21 protein-coding genes are annotated in these 16,817 nt (G+C 48.2%); all 21 read right to left on the bottom strand.

What is annotated here, in order from left to right:
• Nucleotides 1–14: 14 nt before the first annotated feature.
• The 21 genes from EDB95_RS07615 to lepB all read right to left on the bottom strand — a co-directional run bounded on the left by EDB95_RS07615 (nucleotide 15) and on the right by lepB (nucleotide 16,814).
• Nucleotides 15–980 (bottom strand): hypothetical protein, encoded by a 966-nt coding sequence (locus EDB95_RS07615; protein ID WP_133992259.1) that lies wholly within the window; start codon nucleotides 978–980, stop codon nucleotides 15–17.
• Entirely contained in the window at nucleotides 977–1,231 is a 255-nt protein-coding gene (locus tag EDB95_RS07610) for a hypothetical protein (RefSeq protein ID WP_133992257.1), read from the bottom strand. Before EDB95_RS07610 ends, EDB95_RS07615 begins: the two co-directional genes overlap by 4 nt.
• 10 nt (nucleotides 1,232–1,241) lie before the next feature.
• Nucleotides 1,242–2,060 carry a hypothetical protein gene (locus EDB95_RS07605; protein WP_133992255.1) on the bottom strand — a complete coding sequence of 273 codons (819 nt, stop codon included), beginning with the start codon at nucleotides 2,058–2,060 and terminating at the stop codon, nucleotides 1,242–1,244.
• 77 nt (nucleotides 2,061–2,137) lie between these two features.
• Nucleotides 2,138–2,665: a hypothetical protein gene (locus EDB95_RS07600; protein WP_133992253.1), complete on the bottom strand. Its 528-nt coding sequence runs from the start codon at nucleotides 2,663–2,665 to the stop codon at nucleotides 2,138–2,140.
• 17 nt (nucleotides 2,666–2,682) lie between these two features.
• The gene (gene traN / locus EDB95_RS07595; RefSeq protein WP_133992251.1) at nucleotides 2,683–3,519 is read right to left on the bottom strand and encodes a conjugative transposon protein TraN; all 837 of its coding nucleotides are present in this window, start codon (nucleotides 3,517–3,519) and stop codon (nucleotides 2,683–2,685) included.
• Nucleotides 3,520–3,547: 28 nt separating this feature from the next.
• Nucleotides 3,548–4,810, bottom strand: a complete 1,263-nt coding sequence (gene traM, locus EDB95_RS07590) for a conjugative transposon protein TraM (RefSeq protein WP_133992249.1) — start codon at nucleotides 4,808–4,810, stop codon at nucleotides 3,548–3,550.
• A gap of 330 nt (nucleotides 4,811–5,140) precedes the next feature.
• A complete protein-coding gene (traK, locus tag EDB95_RS07585; protein ID WP_133992247.1) occupies nucleotides 5,141–5,758 on the bottom strand; it encodes a conjugative transposon protein TraK in 618 nt (205 codons plus the stop codon).
• Between the two features lie 15 nt (nucleotides 5,759–5,773).
• On the bottom strand, nucleotides 5,774–6,742 hold the full coding sequence (gene traJ / locus EDB95_RS07580) for a conjugative transposon protein TraJ (protein ID WP_211352059.1): 969 nt from the start codon (nucleotides 6,740–6,742) through the stop codon (nucleotides 5,774–5,776).
• 58 nt (nucleotides 6,743–6,800) lie between these two features.
• Nucleotides 6,801–7,433 (bottom strand): TerB family tellurite resistance protein, encoded by a 633-nt coding sequence (locus EDB95_RS07575; protein WP_133992243.1) that lies wholly within the window; start codon nucleotides 7,431–7,433, stop codon nucleotides 6,801–6,803.
• 62 nt (nucleotides 7,434–7,495) lie between these two features.
• On the bottom strand, nucleotides 7,496–8,326 hold the full coding sequence (locus EDB95_RS07570) for a hypothetical protein (RefSeq protein WP_133992241.1): 831 nt from the start codon (nucleotides 8,324–8,326) through the stop codon (nucleotides 7,496–7,498).
• A gap of 46 nt (nucleotides 8,327–8,372) precedes the next feature.
• Nucleotides 8,373–9,041, bottom strand: coding sequence for a hypothetical protein (locus EDB95_RS07565; RefSeq protein ID WP_133992239.1), 669 nt, complete (start codon nucleotides 9,039–9,041; stop codon nucleotides 8,373–8,375).
• On the bottom strand, nucleotides 9,031–9,699 hold the full coding sequence (locus EDB95_RS07560; protein ID WP_133992237.1) for a conjugal transfer protein TraI: 669 nt from the start codon (nucleotides 9,697–9,699) through the stop codon (nucleotides 9,031–9,033). Before EDB95_RS07560 ends, EDB95_RS07565 begins: the two co-directional genes overlap by 11 nt.
• Entirely contained in the window at nucleotides 9,696–12,233 is a 2,538-nt protein-coding gene (locus EDB95_RS07555) for a TraG family conjugative transposon ATPase (RefSeq protein ID WP_133992235.1), read from the bottom strand. Before EDB95_RS07555 ends, EDB95_RS07560 begins: the two co-directional genes overlap by 4 nt.
• Nucleotides 12,230–12,574, bottom strand: a complete 345-nt coding sequence (locus tag EDB95_RS07550) for a DUF4133 domain-containing protein (RefSeq protein WP_133992233.1) — start codon at nucleotides 12,572–12,574, stop codon at nucleotides 12,230–12,232. The genes EDB95_RS07555 and EDB95_RS07550 overlap by 4 nt, the downstream gene beginning before the upstream one ends.
• Before the next feature lie 24 nt (nucleotides 12,575–12,598).
• On the bottom strand, nucleotides 12,599–12,958 hold the full coding sequence (locus tag EDB95_RS07545; RefSeq protein WP_133992231.1) for a hypothetical protein: 360 nt from the start codon (nucleotides 12,956–12,958) through the stop codon (nucleotides 12,599–12,601).
• Between the two features lie 10 nt (nucleotides 12,959–12,968).
• Nucleotides 12,969–13,268: a DUF4134 domain-containing protein gene (locus tag EDB95_RS07540; protein WP_133992229.1), complete on the bottom strand. Its 300-nt coding sequence runs from the start codon at nucleotides 13,266–13,268 to the stop codon at nucleotides 12,969–12,971.
• Between the two features lie 52 nt (nucleotides 13,269–13,320).
• Nucleotides 13,321–13,722, bottom strand: coding sequence for a hypothetical protein (locus tag EDB95_RS07535; RefSeq protein WP_133992227.1), 402 nt, complete (start codon nucleotides 13,720–13,722; stop codon nucleotides 13,321–13,323).
• Nucleotides 13,723–14,024: 302 nt separating this feature from the next.
• Nucleotides 14,025–14,267 (bottom strand): hypothetical protein, encoded by a 243-nt coding sequence (locus EDB95_RS07530; RefSeq protein WP_133992225.1) that lies wholly within the window; start codon nucleotides 14,265–14,267, stop codon nucleotides 14,025–14,027.
• A 116-nt stretch (nucleotides 14,268–14,383) separates the two neighbouring features.
• Nucleotides 14,384–15,223 carry an RteC domain-containing protein gene (locus EDB95_RS07525; RefSeq protein ID WP_133992223.1) on the bottom strand — a complete coding sequence of 280 codons (840 nt, stop codon included), beginning with the start codon at nucleotides 15,221–15,223 and terminating at the stop codon, nucleotides 14,384–14,386.
• 270 nt (nucleotides 15,224–15,493) lie between these two features.
• Nucleotides 15,494–15,811: an RNA polymerase sigma factor gene (locus tag EDB95_RS07520; RefSeq protein ID WP_133992221.1), complete on the bottom strand. Its 318-nt coding sequence runs from the start codon at nucleotides 15,809–15,811 to the stop codon at nucleotides 15,494–15,496.
• Nucleotides 15,812–15,896: 85 nt separating this feature from the next.
• Nucleotides 15,897–16,814: a signal peptidase I gene (gene lepB / locus EDB95_RS07515; protein WP_133992219.1), complete on the bottom strand. Its 918-nt coding sequence runs from the start codon at nucleotides 16,812–16,814 to the stop codon at nucleotides 15,897–15,899.
• Nucleotides 16,815–16,817 lie beyond the last annotated feature (3 nt).

Genomic DNA, 16,817 nt, shown 5'->3' with positions numbered 1-16,817 from the left:
TCTTATTCTAAATTTTACTGGTGGTGTCCATTCCCTTTCCTTGGTTGTATCTTTCTTCTATCAGGCAGGGCGTTTGCCGGTCTCGCCTTCAATTGTTCCAAACCGGGAAATGCTTCGTCCAATCTGACAAGATTTTTATCATAGATAGCAAAGGTCTGATTGCGGGGGTCGGCTTCGATATATGCAGTATCGGCTTCAATCCCAACAAGGTGTACTACCATGCGTTCCCCCCGAATCAGTCCGTGGATTACTGAGGGGCCAGTAGAGTCATTTTGTAACTCTTTAATAGGCAGCGACTTAAAATCTAAAAAGAAATCCGGGTAATTGATCAGTTTTCCATTTTCCAAGACTACCCAGTACGGGATAATGCGATTCCCGGTCAATTCAAACTTCATGACAGACCTGTTGCACATAAGGTTATAAGCATCCCTGGTGTGAATATCAGAGAAGGAATTGCTTAGGGTGAACAGTTGCCTAGCAGCATATTCATCGTAATAGTGGGGAATGGGATATCGTTGCTCGATGGGAGTGTTCAGCCAGTAACGCAACTGTAGCCGTTTGGCAATATCTTGTGCCCCCGGATCGCTGCTCGTTGTGAGCTTACGTATATCCTCCAGGATGGAAATCGTATTTTTTCCACCTGCCAGATGAGTTATCCTTTCATAATCATTCCAATTTATATCTTTCATTCGCTGCTCCAACAAGGCTGTTTCCAAACCCTCGTAGGTTCCGTGCGGCACCGGATGTGTTCTTAGAAGGATTGCGACATATTCATAAGGGCTGAAGTCGTGGGTTTTAGGGTCCTTGATTATTGTCAACCCATAAAACATTTCATCGTCCCCATAGCGCCTTCGATCATTTAGACGAATTACATAATTTCCTTCATTGATGCTCTTTTGCAGGTTGTCATACATCCCTGGCCAGATAAAGCCGACTTCCTCCAATTGTTCCACCAGGTGATCCACCTTTTCGTTCGTCATATCCCCTTAGTTTTACCCTGTGACCTTCTTTTTTTCTGTGCTGTCTTGAAGCCGATCCATTGGCCTTTCTCATTTACTCCGCGATTTGCCAGTTCCATACGTACCAGGTCCAGCACATTAAACTCCTTGGCCAGCAACTTAGCCAGTAAGTTCGTGCTGGTAGTGCTGAAGAGAAAAAGAGGGTTCTCTCCATCCGGTAAGCTGCCATCCTCGGCAGCCAGCCGGTATTTTTCTATTTTCTCTTGTGTCATACCATCGCTTTTACGGTTTCATGCCTTTGGGCCTAGCCGGCCAGTTCACTTTCCCTTGCTTCCGGTCCGGCCAGGTCTTTTTTTTTACGTCTTCTCCTTGAACTTGTTCGGTGTTCTTAGTAACGACTTGGGCGCGCTGTTGTTCTTGCAGATCGATGATCTGCATTTTACTGTCCAACAGGTTAATGCGTCCAAGTTTGGGATCAACCGAGAGAAACCCATTCACCTCCTTGCCTCCAATGAACATTGTAACGGCGGGCAGGTTGGCCTTTTTCAGTGCCTTTTCAATATCAGCCCGTTGGCCTGGTGTTTCCAGCTCTTTTACGGGCACAGGCATATTGCTCAATACATCCGCAAGGATGAAAGGATGCTTTTTATAATAGTTTTCATGGTAGCTGTTGACGGGGTAGTTGTTATATTCATCCTTGGGTCCGTTTACGTCAATGCTTAACCAGACATTGTACTTCTGGCCCTCCTTGTTGTACAGATCTTTGTTAACGGCGACCAGTTCTCCATATTTCACCATCCGGTATGCCTCCATTGCCGTGATCATCTTGTCTGCAGCGAAATTGTGTTCCCTGATGCCCCGGAGGTCGGGGCTCTTAAGGATGGCGGTATCAAATGAATTGAAATAGGTCTTGTCTCGCCCCTCATCATTCCGGAAATGCAGGCGGTAGCCCACCTCATCGCTTTTTACTTCGACAATATGTTCAAGGGTAAAATCCGGCTCCCCGGCGCTTATGTTTTCTTCAAGGGCTTGATTGAGACTTTCCCCAAACCCTTTCTTTTTGAGCGACTCTTTCAGCGCTTCTACATTCTCTACATTCATAAATCGCTATTTTATTATTATACAATAAACCAAGTCTGTTAAGTAAACCCTAGAAAGCATCATCAATCAGGCGATCCCTATAAACCCTGACCTTTCCTCCTGATTTTGGTTTTTCTCCTTAGTGAAGGCTGAAAGCGGGAAACCGGGTATTGCCGCAGGGATGTTCCCCGTTGAGATAATGTCGATTGGGTTTGCGATTGCGTCTGATCCCGCCCCTGTCCAGGGGACTGCGTCAGGGGCGTAGCGTTATGGGCGTATTGCAATAAGTTACTCCTCCGGATGGCTAGGTTTTCCCGGCGTCGAGCCAATAGGCCCTTCACTAGGGCAGTACCCCTGTGAAGCATTCTTCTCAGCAGCCCCGGGTACAGTATTTTCTCCATCTTGCGGCGTTGGAACCGCAGCATCCGCATGAGCGCCTTTTCATCGGTAGTTAGCGGCTTCCCGTTATACTTGTGATAGAGTTTGTCATAGTTTTCAAGCTTCATTCTCATGAAATCCCGGTCTTTCAGCGACTCCTCTGAAAACAGTTCCCGGAACATACTCTCCTGCCTGTTCCAGTCACCCATCTCCTTAAAAAGCGTTTTCGTTTCTTGCACGTTTTCCATTTTTTCAAATTAATTAGCTACCTAAGCAGGGCTTTTGCCTTAAGCAACTTGCCCTCATCCAGTTTACAAGCCGCATTCCGATCGCCACCCGCCTCCATCAGCTCGGTGACAAAATCCTTATTTTCGGCAATGGTGAATTTGGGAAATGCGACGACGATAATCTCCCCGTTATCATTCTCGGGACTGCCGCTGCGAAGCAGATATAGGGGCAATACTTCTCGGTCTTCCTCAGCGGTGCGTTTCATCCGCTTTTTGTCGCGGATAAAAAACCGCAGCGCCCCCTCTTCATATCCAATGGCCGTATTGTTCTTGAGCAAATACCTGAGGAAAATTACGTCGTGGCGTATGAAGATGCCATCCATCGTGAACGTAAGACCGTTTCGGTTACTGTGAACGCCTTTTAGGAAGGGCTCGCTTCCGGATACAAGGGCTGAAAAATCCGCTAGTTCCTTGCTGTTCAGGCTAACCCCATCAAACTCTACCGGGGCGAAAGGATCCTGGCGGCGCAAGTCTACGGTCTGGTAGGCCGGAGTATCCATATAATGCACGTCGAAGGTGTAAACTTTCCCGTCCCGTGTTATGACATGAAGATTGGAAGGCTGAAAGCCCTTTTCGCCGGCCTTTACCTTCAATACATTCTCAACGCCTTTGACCTTTTCGGCCAGGATGTATCGGTCGCCGCGGTCAGCGCTTTGAATAGCGCAGGGGAAGACGAGCAGGGTAGTTATATGCCAGCTGATATCCAAGCTGTACGCCGGGCTCAAGGCATCGGGGCTGAAGTTAAATACTTGCGCCTGTACCTGGCGAGTCATCAACATAGCGGTTATGGCCGCCAAAAACAGTATACGGTTCATTCTACATTAGTTTTTATGGTTATATGAATCAATTTGTTTCGCGTCTCGACTTGTCATCCACCAGTAGTACAGGGTACCCCGCTTTTACGGTCACACGCACCAACTTTACTTTTTTACTGAATAGTCCCTTTGCGGCCTCGATACCGGCACTGGCCGCCTGGGTACCCAAAGAAGGGTCCATGTTCATCAGTTGCAGGCTTTGCACCACCTGGTCGGCGCCTTCTTTTGAAGCATCACGTGTGATGGCGCCAGGTACCCGGATACCTTCAAGGGCATCAAGGTCATAAACGGATAAGGCGACCGGGAACAGGGCATCCCTGTATCTAACACCGGGGATACTGACTTTGAGCCGCTCCCCATCGACCGCACAAACGCCGGTTACAAAGGTGTTTCGGGGTACCAGCATACCACTGATATAGACATCCTGTGTGATCCTGAGCTTCAGGTTCATGCCACTGGTAACGGTCTGGGTCTCTTCCACGACGGCCGGTATTGCCAAAGGCAGTCCTGTATCGGCAACCGCCTGATCCAGGTCGTAAAACCCGTTCTCTTGGGGTCCTCGAAGTGACACTGGCCGGGAAGAACCGTTCCCTGTATCCGGCATGTCGCCCAGGAGGACAGCTTTCTCGTCCTGGGGGATAGTCCCCAAGGAATATACCCGTCCCCTATTTCTAAAAGACAGTTCCTGTATCCGCTCCTGTACACGTTCCGGATGCTCTATGTCCAGGATTTTTTCCAGCATACCGCTCAGCTGCTGCATCTGCGTATCGGGTGTGACGGCTTTATTTTCCTGTTGCATTATCTTTTCTAACGTAGCCTGGTCTGACATCGCGGGGGATACTTCCGCCTGTTGCGGAAGCGGTTGATCAAGTGACTTTTCCAGTTGTGCCAACTTTTCGCGGACTTTTTCTTCGTTCCGATCGCTGTAACTGTGTTCTCCTGTAAACGATGGTAGATTCCCGGCCCGGCTGGGAACAAAGTCACTTTTCCTCCCTACAGTATCAGTAAGGCTATCGGCCTTGGCAAAAAGTCCCCCTGTTAGCTGTTCATTCAATGCAAGGGAATCTTGGGCGGCCTTATTATACAGGCTTAGCTTGTCCATAAAGGTGTTGGGTAACTTTGCCGCTGGGACACTAGTGTTGAAACCCTGCTGGAGCGCGTTACCCGCACCAGCCTTCCCCACTCCCCCGCCAAGTGCCCAAAATACCAGGGTAGCAAAGGCAAATCCCACCAGCGGCAATAGCAGCAGGCCTTTTCTTTGCCTTTTTTCTTTCTCCGAATACGTATTCATGCTCTATCTGTTTTTTTGAACGAATAAATAATTGGTATCTCCAAACTGCAATGGAGGTTCCTGTGGCCTCGCCCGGACTATGTCCCGGAGAGGTTGCGTGACTTTCTGGGGTCGCCAGAGGGCGTCTACCAGCAAGTAGCTGCAATAACTCCCAAATACCAGGCAGAACAACAGGAGTACGAGCTTCTTTTGCACTACCGAGCACTTGCTTTCCCATTTACCAAGCCGGTTTGCGATGTATCGTTGAGCAACTACGATCCTGCCGGCAATCACACCCGCAATCGCTTCTTTAGTCGGAAATACTCCCCGCTTTGCTTGTTTTACCATAGATCAACGTTTTTCAAGATTGATGTCCCGGTTTTCGATGATATGCCACCGTTCTACAAGAAATCCATGGGGGTTGTTATCCGACCGCCCAATGATTCTAAGGTAGCCTTCCGTAACCAGGTCCCGGGTAACGGTAGCCGTTGGCCGTACCAACTTCTCCGTTCCATAGTAGCGGAAGTAATAGGGATAAGTTTGCAGGTTGAGCTCGATGCTGTCCATCGCTAGCTGCTCACTCACATTGCCAGAAATGAGTTCAGAATAATAGCCACTTTCCTTGAGATCATTATACTGCTTATCCGCCGAAGCATCGGCCAGATATAGCGCCTGTCGAATGTTGGTTTCGATAAACTTGTCGTCTGGCTCCAGGGTGAAAAAATAGAAGTGGAACATCTTTATTTGGTCACGGGCCTCAACGGGGATATTCTCTCTGCTATCGGATGAAAGCGCTGCCAGCGCCTTACCATTTGCCAACAGGTAAATGCGCTGTTCCGCTTGCTTTACCATAAGATAGCTTTGGCAGACGGTAAAACAACACGTCACCATGCAGGCGGCAATGAGCACTATCGTAAAAAGCTTTACATGGCGAAAAGCGGATTCAATATTTCTGAGTTGCTTAAACATCTTCGGGACAAGTTTTTATATCAATGCGGTTGCAGCAGTCGTTGCAGCTTGTTTGCTCATGCTGGATACTTTGTGTAAAAGGGTATCGTTACCACCTCCGGGGTGGATGATGTAACCTGCGACGCTAGGCACGGTGAAATACCCTACAATGGAGATAACCATGAAAATGATGTAAGTAACCGATGAGTAAAAATTCTGGTCCATCGTTATCATGTTTTCCAGGATTTTAGAGCAAATGGCAGCAAAAATGTTTGTGACGGGCAACCACATAAAGACATGGATATATCGGGCAAACCAGGTAGCAAGTGTTTGCTGGAAACCGTCGAATATAGACAAGCCGAACACCAGAGGACCCAGGAGCGCCAACACTATCAAATAAAACGTTCGTATAGTATTGATGCACAGGGCCGCGGCTTCATAAAGCAGCTGAATTATCAGTCGAATAAAATTTTGGAACATCGCCTTGAAATTGAAAAAGCTAAAAGCGCTTTTAAGACCATTGAAAAAGCCTTTACTATCGGATGTATTATCCGGCTGTTCATATTTATCCCAGTCCCCGCTGGCATCAGGAGCGGCAGTTGCCGGCTGCGGGGTTTGCTTGATCGCATTTTCCTGTTGCTGGATATGCCACCGGATGGCTGCCTGGCTGTCCCCGGACATCGCAGCCGTAGCTGTTACAGTAGGTTGAAGAACAGAATTCATCAAGGAAATGACAGCGGGATAGAAGCTGATAGCCATACCGATTGCGAAAGGGCGCAGCAAGGGGTAAAAATCTACTGGCTCAGCCCGGGCAATGTGTTTCCACACCCGAAGAGCAATGAACCAAAGCGCCCCAAATCCACCAATAGCCCTGCCCACGCCTATCATCCGGCTGCATAGCGGCATCATTTGATCGAACAAGTTTTGCAATACCTGGTTAAAACCGCTTATACCATCGCTGAATCCCTGTGCCCGCGACAGCCCTGGTAGAAGCAGCGCCAACATTACCAGTATGATTATCTTTCTCGCCATATACATACTTCACGTTTTTGATTTTGTTGATTCAGGGAAGTCCCTGTAGTATCTTTAAATTCTGATTGGCTTGTAAATCCATTGATCGTTGGTTATCGAGGGCTGCTGCGCGGCTATTAAAGGAGCGCAAGAAAAACAGCTTGTCTTTTGTATCGGTATCCAAGTGGTCGATGATCATTAGCCGATCGTCATCTGACATGCGCAACTTTCCGGCGGCAAGAACTGTGGCTAGTTCGTTGATATTCTCCAGGCTCTCATTTAGTAGGTTGCCATAGACTTTACCCATGTAGTCAATCTCCGATAAGCTAAACCGTCCACCGTTTTTGAACTGTTGGAAAGCTGTCTTGTATTCGGATAAAATGAGAGATTGATTTTCGATAATGTCTGCCACGCGCTGGTACTTTTGGAGTGAGGGGTTAACTGCAAGTAGCCCGTTCAGATAACCAGCATGCAGGTTGAAATTACCCTCGGACAGGCCTTTGATAGTCGAATAGCCGCCGTGGATAATGGCGTACCCTGCTTTCATATCCGACAGAATGCCTTTTAACTGCGCCAGCTTTTCAATATCGAGGGCCAACTGTTCAATCTCCGCCGCCTGGGCGGAAGCAAGTTGTAGCTGCGAGGCGCAGCAGATGATGAGTATAGCCGTAAGTATTATTTTCATCTCCCACATTTTTGTGTGCCGCCCCGCCGGTAGCGGGGCGGCACATTCACTTTCGTCTTTTGCTACACATGACAACAGCCGGAGCATTCGCCCCAGGGCTCTTCTTTGGCATCATCGAAGATGGCGTTGGCCAGGGGCCGGCAAGAACGGTGCAGGTATACCGGCTGTTGAATCCCGCGCTGGCTGTTATGGCGGATGGCCTCATCCACGCGGACAGCCGCCGCAAAATCCTCCGGCTGCTCTCGCTTGCACACCGCCCAAGCATGGTCAGATTGGTAGGGGCAAAATACGCAGGATGACTTGGGCGGTATCTCCAGTCCGTGGAGTAGGTACCAGTTGATCACGTCAGATCGATTCATGGGCTTTGCCCACGGCAGACGCTGCTGTTCCTTATAGTTCACGCAATGGCCGATGAAGGGATAAGTATTAATTTTCCAGGCTTCGCTGGGTATGGCCATGCGCTCGATCTCATCCAGGGTGATACCATGCCATACATGGGTGGCAGGCCTGCGGGCATAGCGTGGGAGCCCATAGATCACATCACGTACATACCGGTCTGTGACGGCGATCTTATATTCCCCAGTGCACTGCCTTCGCAGCATTCCCACAGATCCGTCTCCATTTTCGGTGAAGGCCGGAATGGGGGCAAACTGGCTGTTTTTTCGAGATAGAAGGTCCTCAAACAGGTTTTTTTCTTTCAGAACAATCAGTGGGATGCCATTGTTCCGTTCGCGCCACTCCTGCAAAAATGACAGGTACCGGTAGGTGCCAGAGCCTTCTTTGCCGGTATCGGCGAAGATAGCATAGTCCGCTCTCGGCAACTCTTTCAGACTTGACATCAGGTAGAGGGCGGTGCTTTGCACACCCATTCCCAGGGAAATAATCTGCAGCATAACTTGTTCCTCCTTTCCTGCTCACTACTGCGCTTACAATATATTACTATGGCGTTTCTAATAGTTGTCCTAGGTCTCCAGCATCTCGGCCTTGCAATCGACGCTCCGTCATGAGTCTCTGGACGCTATTATCCATCCGCCGCTGCGCCAGACAGCTTCTCATCACCTTATCATATAAGTGGTCAATGCCAGCAATACGTTCATTGTCATTCATCTGCATTTGACCATCTGTGACCAGTAGCCGCAATTCCTCCAGGTCAGTTGTCCCAGCAGTTGCAAACTGCACAAAGGTGTTTTTAAGGGATGCCAACTCGGGGCCTGTAAACTGCCCGCTTGCAGAAAGCTGGCTAAACAGTCCTGAACGTTCCCCGGAGAGCTCCTGTTCTGTGGCAACGATGGCATTTACCTTCGCGTAATTTCGGATGCTTGGATTAACCATTTTCAGGCTATCGTAAAAAGCGGTCTGTAGGGACAGGTCACCGTTTTTCATTTTAGATATGGTGCCTGTGCCATTTTTTACGATGTCATAGCCTTTTCTCAGATAGGTGATATAGACCTGATAGGCCAGGATTTGCTTCAGGTAGTCGGAAATCTGCGTTTCCTTCTGTGTGAAAAAACTGCCTGCCACGCTTTGCCCCTGAACCATAGCCGCCCAGCACGCCAGGAAAAGAAGGCTCAACGTTCTCCGCGTCCATTTCATCCCACTATAACCCATACACCTGTTTTAGTTGTTCCGCATCCTGAGTGCTGGTAGCCCTGGAAAGGCTCAGTCGCGCATTGTGGTCATTAAAACTTCGAAGTGTTGCCAGGTTTATCTCGATGCGGTTGGCTGCATCCATGACCAGTTCCATGCGCTTGCCGTCAGACATTTGCGTGGCGAAAGAATTAACAACCATTTTAACCTGGTCAATATTTTCCATGCTTTCGTTGAGAATCCCGTTATAGACAGTATACATGTCCCGCAGTTCGGCAGGTGTAAAATGGGTATCCTGCCTGAGTAGCCCCCAAGCATGGTCGTACTCATTTACCAACTCCATCTGTCGCTGGACGATGTCTTTGACCGCCATAAAGTCTGAGATCACCTTCTTCACCTTCCATAGCTCCTGGAAGTAATCACTGTACAACTGCTTGTACTTGTCTGTCCAGCCGGAGATACCCTTCAGATCCGCCTGTGACATGGCATTCTCTACCGTACGCTGGGCATTTTGCAACCAGATGACCTTTGTTTGGGCTTGCTGCACTTTCAAGTCTATGGCCTGTATGACCTTTTTTATAGCCCCGGTGACCAGGCTTACGATGGGGATTTGTGCCTCTACATGCGACGTAATGCTCAGCAATGAAACCAGGGCAATCGAAAATATTTTCCCTTTCATATTTTTCCGTTTTTTTCATCTTCCACCAGCGCAGCAATGCCCTTGCGCATATCGCCGTGCTTCTCGGTGGACTGCCTCACTTTTACCTTCTCGGGCTGTTCCGTGGTAAACGCATAGTATTCAAAGCGCGAAGGCTCATACCGGTATACTTTCATGTCCTGGTTGCCTAGCTCGATATAGACCTCCCGGTAATTTCTGCCGGGTTCATTGGCGCGGTTGATGGACAATACCAGGTCGCGGCCCTTTTCGGTCATGCCCATCGTGGCCTGCAAAGGCTCAAATTTGTTTTGGAACTTTTTAAGGTCAAGAAAAATTTTAACATCGGCATTGTTGATGATGGCTTCCTTGATCACCGGGCTGGAAACCAAATCGTCCACCTCCTGGGTCACCGTGATCGCTTCCCCGAAGTATTTGCGGACGGTTTTATACAGGTACTTTATAAAATCGGCCATGCCGGCTCGGGCAATCGCCTTCCAGGCCTCCTCTATCACAATTACTTTCCTTATCCCTTTGAGCTTCCTCATTTTGGAGATAAACAACTCGGCTATGATCAGCGTAACGACACTGAACAGGATCCCATGCCCTGCTATGTTGTCCAGCTCAAATACGATGAAGGGCTGCTGTAAAATATCCAGGTTTTCAGTAGCATTAAGCAGGTAGTCAAATTCTCCCTGGTGGTAAAACGGGCGGAGTACGTATAAAAAGTTTGCAATATCGAAGTCCCGGTCCTTTACCTTATCGTCCTCAAGTTCGCGGACAAAATGTTCCTGTAGGAATTCATAAAAGGTGTTAAAGCAGGGGAAGATTTCGAGGTACTTGCCGAGGAAGCTATAGTAGGATTGCAAGGCATTGGATATGGCCACGTACTCACTGCGCCGGAAACTTTCGTCACCCTGCTTCCATAAAGCCACCAGAAGGGTTTTTATGGATTCTTTTTTCTCGGTATCCAGCACGTCGCCAGGCGCAATATAAAACGGGTTGAAACGGATAGGGTTATCTTCGGTATAAGCAAAATAATAGCCACCAACAAGCTCGCACAGGCCATCATAGGAACGTCCCACGTCCACCACCACGCAGTGGGCACCCTGTTGCACATAGCTACGCAGCATGTGGCACATGAACATGCTCTTGCCTGATCCCGATCCACCCACCACGATCTTATTTCGGTTAGTCGTGATACCCCGTTTCATCGGCTCGTCAGAAATATCGACGTGGAGCGGAACGCCGGTAAGCCTATCCCCCAGTCGGATACCGAAGGGGCTGTTGGACGAGCGGTACGCCGTCTCCATGTTCAGCAAGCAGGTAGCCTGTTCGGCAAAGGTTTCGAAGCATTCGTTTTCGGGAAGGTCGCCTTCGTTGCCTGGAAGGCCGGCCCACCAAAGTTGCGGGGCGCCGCTTACCTCCAGGTGTGGAACAGCTTCCATACCGGCCAGTGCTGAGGCCGCTTGGTTGCGCAGGTCTTTTAATTCGTCTCTTTTATCGGTCCAGCACAGCAGGCTGAAGTGTGCTTTGATGGGCTGCCGCCCCTGAGAGATGGCCTCGTTCAGGAAATCGGATACCGCATCCCTGCTGATGGCGTTCTCCCGGCTGTAGGCGGACAGCGACTGCAGACGTCTGCGCCTGGCTTCCAGTCGCTTCAATGTCTTTGGCGTATCGCTTATAACCATATACTGGTTGTAGATATGGTTCACCGGCAGCAACTGCCCCGCGGGGGAGGCAAAACCGATGCTAAACTTGCTTTTGTCCGTGCTGTAGCGCTCGTAGTTGATATGCGGGCTGCAGGAGCCAGGCAGGTCCTCAGTATCGGCCAGGGTATAAAGCTGCAAAAAGTTTTCGCCTATTTTCCATTCCGGTTTGAATACAATGTCTTTGATCTTCGGTTTATCCTCAGCCCCCTGAAGAAACAGGTAGCGTTCCAACAGACCGGGCGCTTCCGGGGTGCCGGATATTTCTTCTGTGGTGAGGCGGCGCAATCCCACCAGGCCGCCGTCAGAAAGGATTCGCCGGAACTGACCCGCGCTGTCCAGCAATTGTTGGACGAGTTTGCCATTAACCGCTTCAGGCGAGACGAGGGTTTTGCGTAGCAGGTTGGAAAAAGCAGAGCTGGCAGCCTTCCTGTCCTGGGATTTCAGGGTTATCATCAGGTAACAGCTATGCTCCAAATAGGGACGTTCATTAAAAAATAATTCGCTGCTCCTCTGCATAAAATCCTGGTCTTCGGTGAATTTCGCTTTATAGGCCGCCCTGATAAAAATGTCCTGTTTGTGTAAAACGGTGTTCACGGGGAGCACCCGGATGGCTTTCAGCCAGGTCGCATGCAAAGCGTTGTACTCATTGTTGGAAAGCGTAAATATTTCGGGAAGGGTAACGTCGAAGGCGATGGTCATATCTCCGTTGCGAGACAAGATCACGTCTTGCTCCAACTTCCAGACGGGCAGCATTCTTTCTATATCACGGCTGGTCACCGGTGGCTCCTTGGCCTGCAGCACCACCGCTGCCAGCAAAATGCCCGCTATGATGAGGATTATAGTCATTTCGATGCCTTGATTTTATTATTTAGTCCGAAAAACACTCTCCTTGAGCGGCAGATAATAGCGGAGGGCACCTGCCGGAAAGCCATGGCCTTCATCAGTCCATGTTCCCCGTACCTATGGCTGAAACGGTATACCCACGTAAACAACCCCGATCCTGCCAGCATCACAACCGCCAGGCACAGGTAAACAGGCACCCCCGCTATATAACCTATGGCAAAAACAACCAACAGCCCCGCCAGTCCTGCGGCCAGGTAGCCAATGTACTGGCCCTTCAATCCACGAAATTCGATGGACCGGTTTATGCCTTTGTTGATGGTATATTTCAATACTTCCTTATTCACGTTTTCACACTTTTTGCATGAACACTATATTTCCGTCTCAAATGGTATCAGCCGGGCTGTTACCCTTTGTGGTGGATAAAAAGACTTATCGGGGCATAGCTCTTCGATAGGAATATCATATTTATCGGCCAGGCCCTGTGGATCCAATTCCATGAGCGCAGGTAGCATCGCCCAGCATACTACGGCCCCATCAAATTCTTCGTTGCGCTGCCGGGCCCGGCGTGCGCCCACATCGTATAGAAAAACATAGCCATCGCCTTCCTGTCGGAAAAAATTAAAGGAGATGGTATTCTTAGAATTATCCACCTGGCGCAATTCTTCACGCATCACATCTATATAGAAACAGATTCCCGCCACCTCCACTACCGGTAATTTCCTGCCCATGTCCGCGCATTTAAACGCCAAAGAATGCCTTTAAGACGGTTGCCACCACGACGAGAAAAATACACGCCCCAAACCAGGCGGAAGCCACCTTTGCGGTATCCGGCTCCCCCGCGCTCCATTTATTATACACTTTTATGGCGCCGATCAGCCCGACCACGGCTCCGATGGCGTACATCAGCGAGGTGCCAGTCGCAAAATATCCCTTTACAGCGCTGGTAGCCTGGGAGATACCCGCGTTGCCATCCTGACCATAGACCACTGCTGTACTCACGAAAGCGGCGGCTGTTAACACTATCTTTCTCTTGCACATAACTTACCTCCTCAAGTAGTGGAATATGTCTTGTATAAAAAGCGGGGCGGGATCATACCAAAGCCTCCAGTTCCGCGACACTGATCCCAACCCCGCAAAGTTTCTTTGCCAGTTCTATGGTCTTGTTGAATATGGCAATGCGGTATGCACGGACTTGTAACCCGTCATAACCAACCATCACCGGTTTGAGAGCATCCAGCAGCGCCGGTTTACCTGCACCCTGCCCGGCCGCCGCCAACGTTTCTTCTATTTGGTTCACAAAAGCCTCCAACGATTTGAATGGGTTGAACACCGGCTCCTCAGCGGCAGGGGGTGTTAAGCTGTTCCGGGAGTGGGGGACAAAAACGCGCTTCAGATCGTCACGAAAAAAAAGGGCGGCTACAGCAAGGTAATAGAGGGTTATAAGGACGCCCGCTCCTACTAAATACTGAACCCATGAGAAATCATGTAGCATATACTTAAGCTTTTCACCGGGGCGGTATTGCCCGCTGGTGATAGCAAAAGTGGGGCGCCGAGAAGGGCGTTTTTGTATGTTTTGTATTAATTAATAAAAATTCTTTTCCAAATCAAGAGTGAGTTTTCTCCTAAGAAACTCCATTCTGGACTTGCATCCTATATTAATAGTCTGTATTCTAACTTAAGTACCTCACAAGGTTTTCCGAAAACCTTTTTCTTTTGTATCCATTGTGGAATATGGGTGATGTGAAAACGACTTTCACCCAGGGAGAATAGTGGCATCCAAAGCTAGTCGGGGAATTACATCATGTAGGCTCGGTATTTCTTTTGTACAAAATATTGAGGGTTACTTGCAATGTAGGACCAACAACTTGTACCTTCAGGAGTCTTTGACCAATTGAATGCTTCTGAAAAGGCGGTCTTGAAATTTCCGACCATCAGCCGCTTTGCGCCTTGCTCATTCCAATAGGCAATAGCACCTTCTTTGCATTCGCCATCAAGGATTTGAAGCCATTGGCTAATGTCGTAAGATGAGTGTTTCATTGATGCAGCTCAGATTTAATAAAGTTGAAAAGGCGTTTAGTCGCCAATATAAAGAAAAATTGAGAATTTTATTATCGATAAATTATACATCATTTTCGCCATTCGGCACGGACTCATCACTTATATTGCGGATGCTCATCTTGATCATCCATGTGGCTTTCTGTAAATTTTATCAGATCCGCCAAATAAGCCATCCTCGTCTTCTTACGGATGCGGATGTTCTGTTGTATGACAGCAGTATAATTGCCCAGCGTGATGTTGAAGATGTACTCCACACCTTTGATAATATCCTTGAGATGGGCTTTCCCGTTATTGACAGCCCCTTTTGAATATAGCGCATAACACAACTCGATAAGGCCGACCTTCGGATCAGTCCAGGTAATGGGCTCGTGACTCTGGTGCAGCACCAACTTGTCACCGGTCTCCAGTTCATTCAGATACGCTAAGATCATGTTGTCGGCATGCATCCGGGCAACCAGGTAGCTGTGCGAAGTACAAAACCTGCTGTCAATGACATCCGTGTATTCCTCGATGGTGAATAGCAAATCTTCATTGCCCCGAACAAATAGTTTCTCATCCAGGAAAGTTTCCCCGCTGCGGAAATAGGTATAGAACTCCCGGTATTTCTCGAAGTGTAATTGCAGGGCCGCACGCTCCTGCTCCAGGAATAGCGCCTCCTCTTCTTTGACCACGGGCCGCCGCGTCTCAATAAAATACACGTGTCGGTAGAATATCAGATGCTTGTAGAAATGTGGAAGTTCATTCCTAAAAAATGTAACTTCATCGGATGGATCGGCAAACCCATCTCTAAGCACGTGTTCCCGGAGTCGCTCAATATGTTGCCTGATGGCAGGAATTGCAAGCTTCGACTGTTCCAGCATACTTCCGGCGGTCCGCTCCACTGATTCAAGTTGCGTATTTATGCTCTGCCGAATCTCCTCGAAAAACTCACCCATAACGCACCTTTTAAAGGTATCATGATGTGGATCGAGGGATTTTCCAGATGTATGCTTCAGAAGATAGCAATGAAGAAACACTATTCAATTGAACGGATGGAGATTTTGGTCGAATAATGAATTTAACCGCTGGCGAATAGCCATCGGCGCGATAAGAAATTGACTTCATCGAATAAGGGAGTGGAAGGCTATCTCTCAGGACGTTGCTCATGATGAAGGCGCCTATGCCTTCCAAGTTTCATCAAGAAAAGCAAAAGGTAATAGTCCCAATTAGTCAGTAACACCATGACGCCTATTTAGTAAAAAATAAAACCGAATAAGTTCGCGCAGGAATTCAAGAAACCCTTTTTGTCTAATACCACTACTTTTAGGAATTGCCGCCCGAAAGTTCCAAAGCGCCAACATAGATTCAACTGCAAGGTTGTAACCGGCAGCCTTATCTAAGGTAAGCTTGTAGGCGGTCGAGTTAACAAAATATTGATACTTCCGAATCAATATCCCATAAGCCTGAAAATCGCCATTTTTGAGCCTTCGTACCAACCTCCCATCCGTCGCATTTTGGAATATATGGCTGAATTGGAAAGGCATCCAATGTACATTTACAACTAATATAGTAATGACAATTGTTTAGACATAAAATATTATCCCAATAACGATTTTATAAGGACAAATATCATTGAATGAGCCGCAAAACGCGATTTAGTTTTGCAGTGGAAAAAAGAACGGCTTCCGCTCTTCCAATGATATAATCTTCAGGAACAAATCCCCAAGATCTAGAATCCCTTGAATTCGGCCGATTGTCACCCAGGGCAAAATAGTAGTCTTGGCGGAATGTATAGGTACACGCGATCTTGCTTGTATCTTGTAAAAGGCTGATGTGGAATCCCTCATAGACCTCCATTACCTGACGAAATTTCTGTAATGAGGTTTTATTGAGGTGTATAGTCATACCCCTATAGGGAATTTGAATAGCGGTCAAATCGCAAGTATCAGCCGCCTCCCCCAATATTGGCTTGACAAGGGTACTGTTGATATAAACCATCCCTCGGCGCATCTCTACGGTTTCCCCAGGAAGTCCAACAATCCGCTTAACCATCGACTCGTCGTTCCGTTCAGGACTTTTAAAAATCACAATATCACTTCTGCGAATTTGTGAGGTGCAAAATACACGGGAATAATTCAATTCCGGATTGCGAAAATAAATCCGTGAAGGATGGAAGATCAATTTTAGAAAGGACTGAAAGATGTCACCCCGGACAACTGTTCCGTAAGCTAATTTATTACACCAAAGATAATCTCCCTGAATTACTGTCGGGGACATTGAATCTGAGGGAATTTCATAAGCAGATCCAATAAATCCAGTGAATAGAAAAATCATTAAAATCGACAAAACATATATTGAAACCACTCGAACGGCCTTGAATTTTCCCAGTAACTGACTCAGCCAAAGATATCTCCCTCCAATCACGCAAAGTGCGATCAGTGTGAATAGACATGCAACAAACCAATATTGTAGCTGAAGGCAATACTCCCCAACGGCCAAAATCACTAATGAAATTAACCCTATTACCTCTCTTTTGCCAAACTTCACATT

Origin of the sequence: Dinghuibacter silviterrae, assembly GCF_004366355.1 — a bacterium.
Taxonomy (GTDB): domain Bacteria; phylum Bacteroidota; class Bacteroidia; order Chitinophagales; family Chitinophagaceae; genus Dinghuibacter; species Dinghuibacter silviterrae.
This window is presented reverse-complemented; position numbering and strand designations above follow the sequence as displayed.